This window comes from Streptomyces sp. DI166 (genome assembly GCF_900091315.1).
In the GTDB taxonomy this organism is placed as follows: Bacteria; Actinomycetota; Actinomycetes; order Streptomycetales; family Streptomycetaceae; genus Streptomyces; species Streptomyces fuscus.
The window spans coordinates 16840-31475 of record NZ_FLSP01000068.1; the positions used below are offsets into that span (position 1 = coordinate 16840).

Annotated in this window: 17 protein-coding genes; 9 read left to right on the forward strand and 8 right to left on the reverse strand. The window is 71.5% G+C overall.

All coding sequences use genetic code 11. From position 1 onward, the window contains the following. Nucleotides 1-61: 61 nt before the first annotated feature. On the reverse strand, nt 62-472 hold the full coding sequence (locus tag GA0115233_RS27945) for a hypothetical protein (protein WP_093723083.1): 411 nt from the start codon (nt 470-472) through the stop codon (nt 62-64). A gap of 59 nt (nt 473-531) precedes the next feature. Here GA0115233_RS27945 and GA0115233_RS27950 point away from each other — a divergent pair, with 59 nt between their 5' ends. After that, nucleotides 532-1236: a uridine kinase family protein gene (locus GA0115233_RS27950; RefSeq protein WP_093723084.1), complete on the forward strand. Its 705-nt coding sequence runs from the start codon at nt 532-534 to the stop codon at nt 1234-1236. 177 nt (nt 1237-1413) lie between these two features. Here the strand turns inward: GA0115233_RS27950 and GA0115233_RS27955 are convergent, their stop codons facing one another. Then, nucleotides 1414-2157 (reverse strand): SigE family RNA polymerase sigma factor, encoded by a 744-nt coding sequence (locus GA0115233_RS27955; protein ID WP_093723085.1) that lies wholly within the window; start codon nt 2155-2157, stop codon nt 1414-1416. Nucleotides 2158-2441: 284 nt separating this feature from the next. Here GA0115233_RS27955 and afsQ1 point away from each other — a divergent pair, with 284 nt between their 5' ends. From afsQ1 to GA0115233_RS27980, 5 genes are all read left to right on the forward strand, one after another. Further along, nucleotides 2442-3119 (forward strand): two-component system response regulator AfsQ1, encoded by a 678-nt coding sequence (gene afsQ1 / locus GA0115233_RS27960; RefSeq protein ID WP_037886857.1) that lies wholly within the window; start codon nt 2442-2444, stop codon nt 3117-3119. Further along, complete coding sequence (locus tag GA0115233_RS27965) at nt 3116-4696, forward strand: sensor histidine kinase (RefSeq protein ID WP_093723086.1); 1581 nt, start codon at nt 3116-3118, stop codon at nt 4694-4696. The genes afsQ1 and GA0115233_RS27965 overlap by 4 nt, the downstream gene beginning before the upstream one ends. Next, nucleotides 4696-5298 (forward strand): hypothetical protein, encoded by a 603-nt coding sequence (locus tag GA0115233_RS27970; protein ID WP_093723087.1) that lies wholly within the window; start codon nt 4696-4698, stop codon nt 5296-5298. Before GA0115233_RS27965 ends, GA0115233_RS27970 begins: the two co-directional genes overlap by 1 nt. 82 nt (nt 5299-5380) lie before the next feature. Then, nucleotides 5381-5935 (forward strand): VanZ family protein, encoded by a 555-nt coding sequence (locus tag GA0115233_RS27975; RefSeq protein ID WP_093723088.1) that lies wholly within the window; start codon nt 5381-5383, stop codon nt 5933-5935. A 95-nt stretch (nt 5936-6030) separates the two neighbouring features. Continuing rightward, nucleotides 6031-6234, forward strand: coding sequence for a PspC domain-containing protein (locus GA0115233_RS27980; RefSeq protein WP_093723089.1), 204 nt, complete (start codon nt 6031-6033; stop codon nt 6232-6234). Nucleotides 6235-6305: 71 nt separating this feature from the next. Here the strand turns inward: GA0115233_RS27980 and GA0115233_RS27985 are convergent, their stop codons facing one another. Together GA0115233_RS27985 and GA0115233_RS27990 are read right to left on the reverse strand one after the other, a co-directional pair. After that, nucleotides 6306-6668: an ATP-binding protein gene (locus GA0115233_RS27985; RefSeq protein ID WP_093723090.1), complete on the reverse strand. Its 363-nt coding sequence runs from the start codon at nt 6666-6668 to the stop codon at nt 6306-6308. 138 nt (nt 6669-6806) lie between these two features. Further along, nucleotides 6807-7964 carry an adenosine deaminase gene (locus GA0115233_RS27990; protein WP_093723091.1) on the reverse strand — a complete coding sequence of 386 codons (1158 nt, stop codon included), beginning with the start codon at nt 7962-7964 and terminating at the stop codon, nt 6807-6809. A gap of 113 nt (nt 7965-8077) precedes the next feature. On the opposite strand from GA0115233_RS27990, the gene GA0115233_RS27995 reads away from it, so the two are divergent. Next, on the forward strand, nt 8078-8833 hold the full coding sequence (locus tag GA0115233_RS27995; RefSeq protein WP_093723092.1) for an alpha/beta hydrolase: 756 nt from the start codon (nt 8078-8080) through the stop codon (nt 8831-8833). Between the two features lie 4 nt (nt 8834-8837). Here GA0115233_RS27995 and GA0115233_RS28000 read toward each other — a convergent pair whose 3' ends face one another. Beyond that, nucleotides 8838-9791: a LysR family transcriptional regulator gene (locus GA0115233_RS28000; protein ID WP_093723093.1), complete on the reverse strand. Its 954-nt coding sequence runs from the start codon at nt 9789-9791 to the stop codon at nt 8838-8840. A 63-nt stretch (nt 9792-9854) separates the two neighbouring features. Here GA0115233_RS28000 and GA0115233_RS28005 point away from each other — a divergent pair, with 63 nt between their 5' ends. After that, nucleotides 9855-11138, forward strand: coding sequence for an MFS transporter (locus GA0115233_RS28005; protein WP_093723094.1), 1284 nt, complete (start codon nt 9855-9857; stop codon nt 11136-11138). Nucleotides 11139-11273: 135 nt separating this feature from the next. After that, entirely contained in the window at nt 11274-12278 is a 1005-nt protein-coding gene (locus GA0115233_RS28010) for a sigma-70 family RNA polymerase sigma factor (RefSeq protein WP_093723095.1), read from the forward strand. Here the strand turns inward: GA0115233_RS28010 and GA0115233_RS28015 are convergent. The 3 genes from GA0115233_RS28015 to GA0115233_RS28025 all read right to left on the reverse strand — a co-directional run bounded on the left by GA0115233_RS28015 (nt 12171) and on the right by GA0115233_RS28025 (nt 14581). Next, a complete protein-coding gene (locus GA0115233_RS28015; protein ID WP_093723110.1) occupies nt 12171-12557 on the reverse strand; it encodes an STAS domain-containing protein in 387 nt (128 codons plus the stop codon). The two genes, GA0115233_RS28010 and GA0115233_RS28015, sit on opposite strands and share 108 nt — an antisense overlap. Nucleotides 12558-12614: 57 nt before the next feature. Further along, on the reverse strand, nt 12615-13202 hold the full coding sequence (locus GA0115233_RS28020) for a Uma2 family endonuclease (protein WP_093723111.1): 588 nt from the start codon (nt 13200-13202) through the stop codon (nt 12615-12617). Nucleotides 13203-13297: 95 nt separating this feature from the next. Next, nucleotides 13298-14581 carry a thymidine phosphorylase gene (locus GA0115233_RS28025; RefSeq protein ID WP_093723096.1) on the reverse strand — a complete coding sequence of 428 codons (1284 nt, stop codon included), beginning with the start codon at nt 14579-14581 and terminating at the stop codon, nt 13298-13300. Nucleotides 14582-14636: the final 55 nt, after the last annotated feature.

Here is a 14636-nt window from a genome sequence, read left to right on the forward strand (position 1 = left end):
GGGGAGACGCGGCTCTCTGCTGCATCCGATGCTGTGCCCGATCCTGTGCCCGATCGGCCGGTCAGCCGCCGAGCAGGTCGGTGGCCTGGCCGAGGACCGGGATGTTTCCGATCGACTGCGCCTGGGCGACCGGCGCGGTGAGCATCCGGGAGGTCAGCGGCTGGAAGTCGGCGAGCTGGGTGCCCACGCCGTTGTCGAGGGGGTCGACGCCCGTACCGGCCAGCGGGTTGGGCTTCAGGCCCGCGACCGGGCCGGTGACGTAGCCGACGGTGCCGGTGAGGGCCGTCAGGCCCGCCTGCGGGTCGATCTGGCCGAGGTTGGTGGGCCGGGTGCGGACCACCTGGTCCATGACCGGGCCGGCGTCCGCCGCGGCGGCCAGCGGCGCGGCGACGCCCAGGGCGGCACCGGCGGTCGTGAGGACGGCCAGGGCTCGCCGGGCGGTGGGGTGGGGGGAGGACGCATGTCCGGCCATCGGTTCTGCCACCTTCTGACGCAGCGGGTAATCAGGTCGACACGAAGGGTAGTTGAGGTGTGACGCAGGCATCAAAGCCGACCCGCGGAGTCGAGGAACAGCAGGTATGTACGTCATATTGGTGTTCCGTGAGCTCCCATCCGCCCTTCCCCGCCCGAGTCGTGCTGCTCTGCGGCCCCTCCGGCTCCGGCAAGTCCCTCATCGCGGCCCGCTCCGGCCTTCCGGTGCTGCGGCTCGACGACTTCTACAAGGAGGGCGACGACCCGACGCTGCCCCTGGTCCTCGGGAGTTCCGACATCGACTGGGACCACCCCGAGTCCTGGGACGCGGACAAGGCCGTCGCCGCCATCGAGGCGCTGTGCCGCACGGGCCGTACGACGGTCCCGGTCTACGACATCTCCCTGAGCGCCCGTACCGGCGAGGCGCCCGTGGACATCGGGAGCACCCCGCTGTTCATCGCCGAGGGCATCTTCGCGGCGGAGATCGTCACCCGCTGCCGGGAACTGGGCCTGCTGGCGGACGCGCTGTGCCTGAGCCGCGGCCCGGTGACCACGTTCCGCCGCCGCTTCCTCCGCGACCTGAAGGAGGGCCGCAAGTCGGTTCCGTTCCTGGTGCGCCGCGGCTGGCGGCTGATGCGGGCCGAGCGGTCGATCGTGGCCCGTCAGACGGCGCTGGGCGCCCACGCCTGCGACCGCGACGAGGCGCTGGCCCGGCTGGCCGACGCCGCAGCCGGTCGCGCCGTACGGACGACGACGCCCGCGTAGGCGTCCGGGCGCACAAAAGAAACGGGACTGGACGGACCCCCCGGCCCTCCAGTCCCGCTCCCTTTGGTGCTCCCCCGTATTCCCCCGTGGTGCTCTCCCCCGTGAGTCCCCCCCAAGGTCCCCCCGTGAGCATCCCCCCGGTTACTGCTCCCCCGTGTTGTGCTTCCCCCCGAACCTTCAGGCGACCAGTTCGCCGAAGGCGTCCTCCTCGTCACGGCCGAAGCTGAGGACCTCGTCCTCGCGCAGCCGACGGAGCGACCGCCAGATGCTCGACTTCACCGTGCCGACACTGATGTCGAGGATGTCCGCGATCTCCGGGTCGGTACGGCCCTCGTAGTAGCGCAGGACCAGCATCGTCCGCTGGAGTTCGGGCAGCCGGGCCAGCGCCTGCCACAGGACCGCGCGCAGCTCGGTGCCACGCATCGCGTCCGTGTCGCCGGGCGTCTCCGGCAGCTCCTCGGTCGGGTACTCGTTCAGCTTGCGGCGGCGCCACGCGCTGATGTGCAGGTTGGTCATGGTGCGGCGGAGGTATCCGCCGACGGCCGCCTTGTCACTGATGCGGTCCCAGGCCTTGTACGTCGAGAACAGCGCGCTCTGCAGCAGGTCCTCGGCCTCGAACCGGTCACCGGTGAGGTGGTAGGCGGTGGCGTACAGGGAGGCGCGGCGCTCCTGGACGTAGGCGGTGAACTCCGCCTCCGACAGCGAACGACGCTCCCCCGAGTCCTCCCTGTACGCGCTTCCCCCGTGTGCTTCCCCCGTGAAACCGTCAACCACCGTCATGTACGCGGTGTGCTGACGTCCGGCGCCGCGAGCGCACCCCCGCCCGCTCACAGCACCGGACTTCTCCGAGCCCCGGCCCCCGTTCACGTCGTGCAGACGCGTGACAACTGCGCTGGAGCTTGCACTGTGCAGCGTGTTCATCTCGCGCCCCCCGTCGTGGACTTCCGGTGTTCGGCTTGCTTCCTTGCCTGTGCCGAAAAGCTTGCCCCCGCACCTTCATCGCCGTGTCCGCCGACTGTCACAGACCTGTCACAGGGGTCGGTCGCGCATGACGCACCCTCGTCGCGCAGGGCGTCCCACGCGGTCGCACCATGACGTCCCGCCCGGTCGCGCATGACGTACCGCTCGGTCACGCAGCGCAGCCGTGGGGTGATGTACCTGTCCAGGTGTCGAAACCCCGACCCCCATGGGCCAGAATGACCCCCGTGCCTTCCCTGTTGCTGATCGAGGACGACGACGCCATCCGCACGGCCCTGGAGCTTTCGCTCACCCGCCAGGGTCACCGGGTAGCCACGGCTGCCACCGGTGAGGACGGCCTGAAGCTGCTGCGCGAACAGCGGCCGGACCTGATCGTGCTGGATGTGATGCTGCCCGGCATCGACGGCTTCGAGGTGTGCCGTCGTATCCGGCGCACCGACCAGTTGCCGATCATCCTGCTCACCGCGCGCAGCGACGACATCGACGTGGTGGTCGGACTGGAGTCCGGCGCCGACGACTACGTCGTCAAGCCGGTGCAGGGCCGGGTGCTGGACGCCCGGATCCGTGCCGTGCTGCGGCGCGGCGAACGGGAGTCCAACGACGCGGCGACCTTCGGCAGCCTGGTCATCGACCGCGCCGCCATGACGGTCACCAAGAACGGCGAGGACCTCCAGCTCACGCCGACCGAGCTGCGGCTGCTGCTGGAGCTGAGCCGGCGGCCCGGACAGGCGCTGTCGAGGCAGCAGTTGCTGCGGCTGGTGTGGGAGCACGACTACCTCGGTGACTCGCGGCTGGTGGACGCCTGTGTCCAGCGGCTGCGCGCCAAGGTCGAGGACGTGCCCTCCTCCCCGACCCTGATCCGTACGGTCCGTGGTGTCGGCTACCGGCTGGACGCGCCTCAGTGACAGACGCGCAAGGGGGGTTCCGCGGCTGGTTCGCGGGGCGCAAGGGAGTTTGGTCACGGCTGCGCTTCACCAGCCTGCGGCTGCGGCTTGTGGTCGTCTTCGGGCTGGTGGCGCTCACCGCCGCGGTGTCCGCGTCCGGAATCGCGTACTGGCTCAACCGCGAGGCGGTGCTCACCCGCGCCCAGGACGCGGTGCTGCGGGACTTCCAGCAGGAGATGCAGAACCGCGCCGGGGTACTGCCGGAGCGGCCCACCCAGTTCGAACTGCAGCGTGCCGCCGACCAGATGGCCAGCGGCAGCCAGCGCTTCAGTGTGCTGCTGGTCGCCGAGAACCCCGACGGCCGTACGGTCTCGGGCAGTTCGGGCGGTCTGAGCGGCTTCACCCTGGGTGACGTGCCGAAGTCGCTGCGGGACGCGGTGGCGGAGAAGCAGGAGGTCAACTCCTCCAACAAGTACGCCTACCACCTGTACTGGCAGCGGACGGTCGAGGACGACACGCCCTATCTCGTGGCCGGGACCCGGGTGATCGGCGGCGGGCCGACCGGGTACATGCTCAAGTCCCTTGAGCCGGAGGCCAAGGACCTCAACTCGCTGGCCTGGTCGCTGGGGATCGCCACCGGTCTGGCGCTGATCGGCTCGGCACTGCTCGCGCAGGCCGCCGCGACGACCGTACTGAAGCCCGTGCACCGCCTCGGTGTCGCCGCCCGGCGGCTCGGCGAGGGCAAGCTGGACACCCGGCTGCGGGTCTCCGGCACCGATGAACTGGCCGACCTCTCGCGCACGTTCAACAACGCCGCCGAGGCGCTGGAGAAACGGGTCGCGGACATGGCCGCGCGGGACGAGGCGTCCCGGCGGTTCGTCGCCGACATGAGCCATGAGCTGCGTACCCCGCTCACCGCCATCACCGCCGTCACCGAGGTGCTGGAGGAGGAGCTGGAGGCGGAGACCGGGTCCATGGACCCGATGATCGAGCCCGCCGTCCGGCTGGTGGTCAGCGAGACCCGGCGGCTGAACGACCTGGTCGAGAACCTCATGGAGGTCACCCGCTTCGACGCGGGCACCGCCCGGCTGGTCCTGGACGACGTGGACATCGCCGACCAGATCACCGCCTGCATCGACGCCCGCGCCTGGCTGGACGCCGTCGATCTGGACGCCGAGCGGGGCATCCACGCCCGGCTCGACCCGCGCCGCCTGGACGTCGTCCTCGCCAACCTCATCGGCAACGCGCTCAAGCACGGCGGCTCCCCGGTGCGGGTGTCGGTGCGCGTGGAGGACGAGGAACTCGTCATCGCGGTACGCGACCACGGGCCCGGTATCCCCGAGGACGTCCTGCCGCACGTCTTCGACCGCTTCTACAAGGCCAGCGCCTCCCGCCCGCGCTCCGAGGGCAGCGGCCTGGGCCTGTCCATCGCCCTGGAGAACGCCCATATCCACGGCGGTGAGATCACCGCCGCCAACTCCCCGGAGGGCGGCGCGGTGTTCACGCTCCGGCTGCCCCGCGACGCCTCCTCGCTGACCGGGGACGCGGAGGAGAACAAGGGCGACGGCAAGGGCAAGGACGAGAAGGGCGAGGCGTGATGAACGTACGCCGACTGCTGGCGCTGCCGCTGCTCGCCGGGCTGCTCACCGGCTGCGGCATCCGGGCCACCGAGGTGCCGACCGACTTCGGGCCGGCGCCGTCCCGGGTGCACTGCACCCACGCCGGGGCGGACATCACCACCCAGGCGTCCCGGGGCGTGCCCGTCCAGGTGTTCCTCCTGTGCCGCTCGTCCCTGGTGGCCGTGGACCGCACGGTACGGGTCCCGGAGAACGCCCCCGACTCCCAGCGGCGGGTCCTGGTCGCCCAGGGCCTCCTGGACGAGCTGCGGGCCAATCCCACGGGACCGGAGCAGGAGGCGGGCTACACCAGCGAGGTCCGCGGCAGTCTCGCGGTGAAGGGTCCGCGCCCCGGCGACCCCGAGGACACCCTCCGGCTGAGCACCCCGCCCGACGCCCTCGGCCCGGTGGCCCTGGCCCAGATCGTGTGCACCTTCTCCGACTCGGCGACCTCCGAGGGCGACGGCTCGGTCATCCTGGGCGGCCCGGACGACGAGGAGGTGCGGCGGTACGAGTGCACGGAGGAGGTACGGGCCCGGCCGGGCACCGAGACGCCCCCGTCGTCCGGTGTGAAGGGCGCCTGAGCCCCCCACCGGCCACCGGCCGGAACACAACCCCCCAGCGGTCACCGGAACCAACCGCAACAGATCCCGCGTCTAGCCCAGCGTGCAGCGTCAAGGCTCCATCGGCGACGCCAACGCCGATCCCCGCATCCGTGTGACAGTCGGCGGCCTCCTGGCCGCCTACCTCGCGTTCGTCGCCTGGTTCACGCTGCGGCCCCTGGACGTGCCCTGGGTGATGCCCCCCAACCTGCGCCCGTTCGCCGGTATCGAGGCGGACTTCGCCCTGGGCTGGCAGGTGGGTGTACGGCGGATCGCCGAGGGGCTCGCCCTGCTGGCGCCGCTGGGCGTTCTGCTGCCCGCGGCGCACGGCCGGATCACCGTGTCCCCGCTGGGCTCACTGATCCGTACCGTCGCGGCGGGCGCGCTGATCTCCCTGGGTATCGAACTGTTCCAGACCGGGGTGCCCGGCCAGGTCGTGGACGTCGACTCGCTGATGCTGAACACGCTCGGCGTGGCCCTCGCGCACACCGCGGTGGTACCGGCGACGCGCCACTGGCTCCGCCGCAGGTTCGAGCGGGAGCACGGGACGTCGGCCCTGAAGGAGGAGGCTCCTCAGGGTAGGACCCCGACGATTCCCAGGGTCGGGATCGCACCGTAGAGCGACGCTTTGCCCGCTTCGTCTCCGTAGCGTGGAGGTCAGATGAGGCAGCCGGAAGAGGCCGCCTGCGACCACCGCTCGTGAAGGAGCCCACAATGTCCCGTCTCGCCCGCCCCACCCACGGCCGCATGATCGGCGGAGTGTGCGCCGCGCTGGCGCGACGCTTCGGGACGTCCGCGACCACGATGCGGGTGCTGTTCCTGCTGTCCTGTCTGCTGCCGGGTCCGCAGTTCCTGATCTACATAGCGCTGTGGATCTTCCTGCCCTCCGAGGGCAAGGCGGCCCGCACCGCCTGGTAACCGTGTCGAGGAAACGCCCAAGGGGCGCACCCCGGGTTCAAGGGGTGCGCCCCACCGGTGTGCGTGGGGGGTCAGCCGAGCGGCAGGCCGTTCACACCCGTGCCGGCGCCGCCGCCGGGCAGCACCTTGCCGACCGGGAGGCCGCCGAGGAGCGCCGCGGCCGGCGCGGTGGGGCCGTCGGCGAGCACCTTCTGGGCGACCGGCTGTGCGGCGGCCACGCCCGCGCCGACCGCGCTCTGTCCCTGGGCCAGCGCCTCACCGGCACCCGGCAGCGCCTTGGAGACGTTCTCCGTGGGCAGCGTGCGGGTCACCGTGTCCAGGGCCGCACCGGCGTCCGGCACGGCCGGGGCGGCGTTCGCGGCGCCGGCACCGGCGGCGGCGAAGGCGGCACCGAGGGCGGCGACACCGAGGGTCTTGGCAGCAGACTGCTTCATAGAATGCGTCCTCGAAATGGGATGACGGGGATGTGAGCGGTCCAAGACCGTAAACATGCCGAGCCGCCCGCCGCAAACATCGAAATGCGGACGGATTGTGAACGCCCGCCCGCATTTCGCGTCGCCGATATCCCCGGATCAGCCCTCTTCGGCGGTAGAACCGCTGGTGGAGGCCGTCTGCTGGAATAGCCACTCGGATTTCAGTTCGGCGTAGCCGGGCTTGATCACGTCATTGATCATGGCGAGTCGTTCATCGAAAGGAATGAACGCTGATTTCATCGCATTGACGGAGAACCACTGCATGTCGTCGAGCGTGTAACCGAATGCGTCGACAAGGTGCTCGAATTCCCGGCTCATGCTGGTGTGGGACATCAGCCGGTTGTCGGTGTTCACCGTGGCCCGGAAGTGCAGCCGCCGCAGCAGGCCGATGGGGTGTTCGGCGTAGGAGGCGGCGGCGCCGGTCTGGAGGTTGGAGCTGGGGCACATCTCCAGGGGGATGCGCTTGTCGCGGACGTAGGAGGCGAGCCGGCCGAGGTGGACGGTGCCGTCGTCCTTGACCTCGATGTCGTCGATGATGCGCACCCCGTGGCCGAGCCGGTCGGCGCCGCACCACTGCAGGGCCTGCCAGATGGACGGCAGGCCGAACGCCTCACCGGCGTGGATGGTGAAGTGGTTGTTCTCGCGCTTGAGGTACTCGAAGGCGTCCAGGTGCCGGGTGGGCGGGTAGCCGGCCTCGGCGCCGGCGATGTCGAAGCCGACGACGCCGAGATCGCGGTAGCGGTTGGCGAGTTCGGCGATCTCCAGGGCGCGGGCGGCGTGCCGCATGGCGGTCAGCAGGGCGCCGACGCGGATGCGGTGGCCGCTTTCCCGGGCGAGCCGTTCGCCCTCGCGGAAGCCCTCGTTGACGGCCTCGACGACCTCTTCGAGGCTGAGCCCGCCGTCGAGGTGCTGTTCGGGGGCGTAGCGGACCTCGGCGTAGACGACGCCGTCCTCGGCGAGGTCCTGGGCACACTCCCGGGCGACGCGGACCAGGGCGTCGCGGGTCTGCATCACGCCGACGGTGTGCGAGAAGGTCTCCAGGTAGCGTTCCAGCGAGCCGGAGTCGGCGGCCTCGTGGAACCAGACGCCGAGCTTGTCGGGGTCGGTCTCGGGGAGCTGGGTGTAGCCGCTGTCGCGGGCGAGTTCGACGACGGTGCCGGGGCGCAGGCCGCCGTCGAGGTGGTCGTGCAGCAGAACCTTGGGCGCCCGGCGGATCTGGTCCGGTGTCGGGGTGTTCGCGATGGTCTGGCTCGTCATTTTCGCACTCTAACGCCTACGCGCGTAGATCGCCCGGTGGCGGTTTCCGCCGATATTGAACGGTGACCAGCCGGAGAGGTGGCGTACACCCGTGCTTCTGACACTGTTCTGTCATGGCGCAACAAGCGACGCCGGTTCGTACGGCCCGGCTGGGGAGAGGGTTCGGCACGGAACCGGCGACGGTCTGTGGGGTGGTCCTGCTGCTGCCCGGAGGTGACGAGACGTCGCAGCGGCGTCCGGCCACGGTGCTGGGAACGGCGCCGGTGCGCGCGCTGGGCCGCCGGCTGGCCCGCGCGGCGAAGGCGGACGGGCTGGCCGCGCACCTCGTGCACTACCGGTGGCGGGGCTGGAACGGCTCCGAGGAGAACCAGGCGCGGGACGCGGACTGGGCGGTTCAGGAGGCGGTACGGCGCTACGGCGACGTTCCGGTCTGCCTCGCCGGGTTCGACATGGGCGGCCGTGCCGCACTCCGGGCGGGCGGCCACGAGGCGGTCAACTCCGTGCTGGCGATAGCCCCTTGGCTGCCGGAGGAGGACCGCTCGGTCCCGCCGGAACCGGTGAAGCAGCTCGTGGGCCGCCGTGTGCTGATCGTCCACGGCACCAACGACCGCCGCACGGACCCGGAGTTGTCCTTCCGTCTGGCGGCCCGGGCCAAGAAGTCCAACCGGGACGTCTGCCGCTTCGAGGTCCACTCCGACGGGCACGGCCTGCACCAACACCGCGACGAGGTACTGGCGTTGGCGGAGGACTTCGTGATGGGGGCGCTGTTCGGACGGCACTTCTCCCGGCCCGTGGAGGACGCCTTCGCGGCGCCGCCGCCGCTGGGGCTGCGGATGCCGCTGGCCTCCGGGTTCGGACGCAGGCGCTGAGCGCTCAGCCCGGCAGCAGGTTCCCCCGCTTCGAGAGCAGGAACTTCTTGAAGGCGGCCACCGGGGGTGTGTCCGGGTGGCCGTCGAGCCAGGCGACGCCGATCTCGCGGACCGCGCGCGGGGCGGTGACCGTCAGTTCCACAACTCCGGGGCGGGGTACGGCGGGTGGGGGCAGCAGGGCCACGCCCAGGCCGGCCGCCACCAGGCCGCGCAGGGTTTCCGCCTCCTCGCCCTCGAAGGCGACGCGGGGCTTGAAGCCCGCCTCGCGGCACAGGGCGTCGGTGATGCGGCGCAGGCCGTAGCCCGGTTCCAGGGTGACGAAGGTTTCCTCGGCGGCCTCGGCCAGGCGGATGCGGCGGCGGCCCGAGAGACGGTGGTCGGCGGGGACGACCAGGCGCAGCTTCTGCTCGTCCAGACGGCGCGCGACCAGGTCGGGGGCGTCCGGGACCGGGGAGGTCAGGCACAGGTCCAGCTCGCCCGCGCGCAGGCCCTCCAGCATCGCCTCGCCGTAGTTCTGGACCAGGCTGAAGCGGACCCGGGGGTGGTCGGCACGGAAGGCGCTGATGAGGCCGGGGACCGTCTCCCAGCCCATGGTGTGCAGAAAGCCGAAGGCGACCTTGCCGGTGGCCGGGTCGGCGTCCGCGCGGACCTCGTCGGCGGCCCGCTCGACCTCGGCGAGGGCACGTTCGACGGAGGTGAGGAACGTGCGGCCCGCCGGGGTGAGCGACACCGTACGGCCGCGGCGGGCGAACAGGTCGACGCCCAGGTCCTGTTCGAGGCGGACCATGGCCCGCGAGAGGGTCGACTGGGGTACCTGCATCTCCCGCGCGGCGCGCGTGACGTGCTCGGTGCGGGCCACCCCGGCGAAGTAGGCGAGCCTCGGCGCCAGCAACATCGCCATGTCTTCTGTGTCACTGGACGGTGACAGCCGCGCCCGTGAACTCTGCTGATGCTCCATGGGAACGATTATGGCGATTCCATGCATTGGACGGATGAGCCCGGCCGTCCCTACGGTCGAAGCATGACTCCCGCCAGTACCGGGGCGTCCACCACCGTGGACGCCACCACGACCGTTCCCGCCGCCTCCGCCGCCGACTCCCGCCTGACCCCGGGTGGCCCCGGCTACCGCCGGATGAGCTTCGCCCTGTTCCTGGCCGGGGTCGCGACCTTCGCGCTGCTGTACTCCACCCAGGCCCTGCTGCCGCTGATCTCCGGCGACTTCGGGGTGACGGCGGGCGAGGCGAGCTGGACGGTGGCGGCGGCGACCGGTGGTCTGGCACTGTTCGTGCTCCCGATGAGCGCGCTGTCGGAGCGGTTCGGCCGCCGTACGGTGATGACCGCGTCGCTCGCGGTCGCGGTCACCCTCGGCATGCTGGTCCCCTTCGCGCCGAACCTGACCGCGCTGGTCGCGCTCCGGGCGGTGCAGGGCGCGGCGCTGGCCGGACTGCCCGCGTCGGCGACGGCGTACCTGGCCGAGGAGGTCCGCCCGAAGGCGCTGGTCACCGCGATCGGTCTGTTCGTGGCGGGCAACAGCGTGGGCGGCATGAGCGGCCGGGTGATCACCGGCTGGGTCGCGCAGGAGTGGGGCTGGCGGGTCGCCGTCGGCGTGATCGGCGCGCTGGCCGTGGCGTGCGCGGTGGCCTTCCGGCTGCTGCTGCCCGCGCCGCAGCACTTCACGGCGGGCTCGCTGAAGCCGCGGGTGCTGCTCGACACGGTCCGCGACCACCTCGCCGACCCGCTGCTGCGCCGCCTGTACGCGATCGGCGCGCTGTTCATGACGGTGTTCGGCGGTGTCTACACGGTGATCGGCTACCGCCTGACCGAGGCCCCGTTCGGGCTGCCGCAGGGCATCGTGGGCTCGATCTTCCTGGTCTACCTGGTGGGCACGGTCTCCGCTTCGACGGCGGGCCGCCTGGTGGGCCGCCTCGGGCGCCGGGGCGCGCTGTACGCGGCGGGCGGTACGACGGCGGCGGGGCTGCTGCTGTCGCTGGCGCCCTCGCTGCCGCTGGTGTTGCTGGGGCTGGTGCTGATCACCGCCGGTTTCTTCGCGGGCCACGCGGTGGCGTCCTCGGCGGTCGGCAAGACCGCGACGCGGGGCCGGGCGCAGGCGGCGGCGCTGTACCAGTCGGCGTACTACATCGGCTCCAGCGCGGGCAGCACGGTGGGCGCGCTGGCGTTCCACTCGGGCGGCTGGGCCGGCACCGTGGGCGTGGGCCTGCTGGCGGTGCTGGGCGTCGTGACGATCACGGTGCTGGGTACCCGGGCGGCCCGGCTGCAGCGCCGCGCGCTGGCCACGGCCGCCTGAGCCACCGCTCGGCACCCGCTCCCACCTGCGCCTTCGTCCACTCGGCACGCCATTGTCAGTGGGCTGCGGTAGCTTCCGAAGTGTCCGACGCGATGAGACGTGGGACACAGGGACGGCCACAGGGGTGGGTGGACGATGAGCGACACGGCGACCACGACGGATCTCGACGCCACACTGGAGCGGCACCGGGTGGAGCTGACCGGGTACTGCTACCGCATGCTCGGCTCCTCCTTCGAGGCCGAGGACGCGGTGCAGGACACCCTGGTCCGCGCCTGGCGCAGCTACGACAAGTTCGAGGGCCGCTCCAGCGTCCGCTCCTGGCTGTACCGCATCGCCACCAATGTGTGCCTGGACATGCTGAGCGCGGGCAACAAGCGGGCCCGCCCGATGGACCTGACCGAGTCCACCCCGCTCGCCCAGGCCGCCCTCTCCCCCCGCCCCGACCACACCTGGCTGGAGCCCATGCCGGACGCCCGGGTGCTGCCGACGGTGGAGGACCCCGCGGAGGCCGCCGTGGCCAAGGAGTCCGTGCGGCTCGCCTTCATGGCCGCGCTCCAGCAGCTGCCGCCCAAGCAGCGGGCGGTGCTGATCCTGCGCGAGGTGCTGGCCTGGAAGGCGAGCGAGGTCGCCGAACTGCTGGGCACCTCGGTGGCCTCGGTGAACAGCGCCCTCCAGCGCGCCCGCGCCACGCTCTCCGAGCAGCGGCAGGCGGGCGAGGCGGCGGCCGTGTCGGACCCGCTGGACGAGGAGCAGCAGAAGCTGCTCGACCGCTATGTCGCCGCCTTCGAGGGCTACGACATGACGGCGCTGACGGCGCTGCTGCACGAGGACGCCATCATGACGATGCCGCCGTTCGACCTGTGGCTGACCGGCCCGGCGGACATCACCGGCTTCATGACCACGCTCGGCGCCTCCTGCGCCAATTCCCGGCTGCTGCCCGTCCAGGCCAACGGCCTGCCCGGGTTCGCCCACTACAAGCCGGACCCGGACACCGGCGGCTACACCGCGTGGGCCGTGCAGGTGCTGGAGACCTCACAAGGCCGGATCACCGGGTTCCACTGCTTCCTCGACACCAAGCGCTGGTTCCCGCTGTTCGGCCTGCCCCTCAACCTCGAAGCGGAGCCCGACCAGGCCCAGTAGCGCCCCCAGCGCCGGATCGGGATCACGCAGCCGTATCCGCCCGCCCGCGCGCACCGCGGCGAGCTGGAGCCGGGCCAGCAGATCGACGGTGCCGAGGCCCGGCGGCCCGAGCCCTCCGACATCGCACACCACGACGCCGGCGGCGGACCTTTGCAGCAGCGCGCGCACGTCGTCGCACAGCCGCGTCAGGGTGTCCTGGGTGACGGGGCCGGCCGGCACGAGTACAACGGGTGTCATGGCGTCCACGACCGGTAGACCACGTGGGCGCACGGAACTCATCGCGGGTCCGCCGAGGATCACAGTGACCTGGGGCCGGCCTGCCCCGGCGAGAGGGGCTCAGCTCAGCGGGAAGATGCCGGTGTCGAGGACCAGCTTGAACGGCTCGGGCAGGTCCAGCTTCTCGCCGTACTCCACCGAGGCGAGCACGCGGTACGTTCCGTTCCGCGGTTCCCCGTAGAGCGTCGCCGTGGGGCGCCCTGACTGCCAGGGGTCCAGCAGCAGGTAGAGCGGTACTCCCGCGACGGCGTAGCCGTGGGCCTTCTTGATGCGGTCGTGGTTCGCGTTGCTCTTGGACGTGATCTCGACGACGAGTTCGGCTTCACCCGCGGGCACGCGCGTGCCGCGCCGCAGGGCGGCCCTCGGCACCACACACAGGTCGGGGATGAACAGGCCGCCCGTCTCCGGGCAGGCGAGGCCGAGCGTCTGGTAGACGCCCCAGTCGTCCGGAATCGCTTTGTACAGGAGGCGCTGCACCAACTCAGCGGTGTCGTTGTGCTCTTCGGACGGCGGTGGCGACACGGTGACGATCCCTTCGATGATCTCCACCTTGCTGCCCTCGGGAGCGTCCGTCTCCTCCCAGACACGGACGATCTCGTCCCAGTCCGTGCCCTGCGGGACGCCGGGCTCGGCGGCGAGTGCGCTCATGGCGGTCTCCTTCTCGGTCGTCACCGATCCCAGCATGCCCAACGGGACCGGTGGCGGTCCACCGATCCCGTTCACCCGAAAGAGAAAACCCCTGGTCAGGCGATACGTTCCAGCACCACCGGCGACGCCGTGAACCCGGTGCCGGGGGCCGCGATGTCGTAGGCGTTGGCGACCGCCTGGAGGGCGTAGTCGAAGCGTTCCGGGGTGTCGGTGTGGAGGGTGAGCAGGGGCTGGCCCTCCTTGACCGTGTCGCCGGGCTTGGCGTGCAGTTCGATGCCGGCGCCGGCCTGGACCGGGTCCTCCTTGCGGGCGCGGCCGGCGCCCAGGCGCCAGGCGCCGACGCCGATGTCGTAGGCGTCGAGGCGGGTCAGGACGCCGGAGGCGGGGGCGGTGACCACGTGCTGCTCGCGGGCGACGGGCAGTTCGGCGTCCGGGTCGCCGCCCTGTGCGGCGATCATGCGGCGCCAGACGTCCATGGCGGAGCCGTCGGCGAGGGCCTTGGCCGGGTCGGCGTCGGGCAGGCCTGCCGCGTCCAGCATTTCGCGGGCGAGCGCGATGGTCAGTTCGACGACGTCCGAGGGGCCGCCGCCCGCGAGGACCTCCACCGACTCGCGGACCTCAAGGGCGTTGCCCGCGGTGAGGCCGAGGGGGGTGGACATGTCGGTGAGCAGGGCGACCGTCTTCACGCCGTGGTCGGTGCCGAGGCCCACCATCGTCGAGGCCAGCTCGCGGGCGTCCTCGATGGTCTTCATGAAGGCGCCGGTGCCGACCTTGACGTCCAGGACCAGCGAGCCGGTGCCCTCGGCGATCTTCTTCGACATGATCGAGGAGGCGATCAGCGGGATCGCCTCGACGGTGCCGGTGACGTCGCGCAGGGCGTACAGCTTCTTGTCGGCGGGGGCGAGGCCGTCGCCCGCCGCGCAGATCACGGCGCCGGTGGTGTCCAGGACGTGCAGCATCTCCTCGTTCGACAGCAGCGCGCGCCAGCCGGGGATGGACTCCAGCTTGTCCAGGGTGCCGCCGGTGTGGCCGAGACCGCGGCCGGAGAGCTGCGGGACGGCCGCGCCGCAGGCGGCGACCAGCGGGGCCAGCGGGAGGGTGATCTTGTCGCCGACGCCGCCGGTGGAGTGCTTGTCCGCGGTCGGGCGGGAGAGCGAGGAGAAGTCCATGCGCTCACCGCTGGCGATCATCGCGGCGGTCCAGCGGGCGATCTCCCGGCGGTTCATGCCGTTGAGCAGGATCGCCATGGCGAGCGACGACATCTGCTCGTCGGCGACCTCGCCGCGGGTGTAGGCGTCGATCACCCAGTCGATCTGCTCGTCGCTCAGCTCTCCGCGGTCCCGCTTGGTGCGGATGACGGAGATGGCATCCATGGCCATGACTTTCCTTCCGACGTTCTCAAGAAAGTGCGCGGCCCCTCTGAAAGCGGTTCAG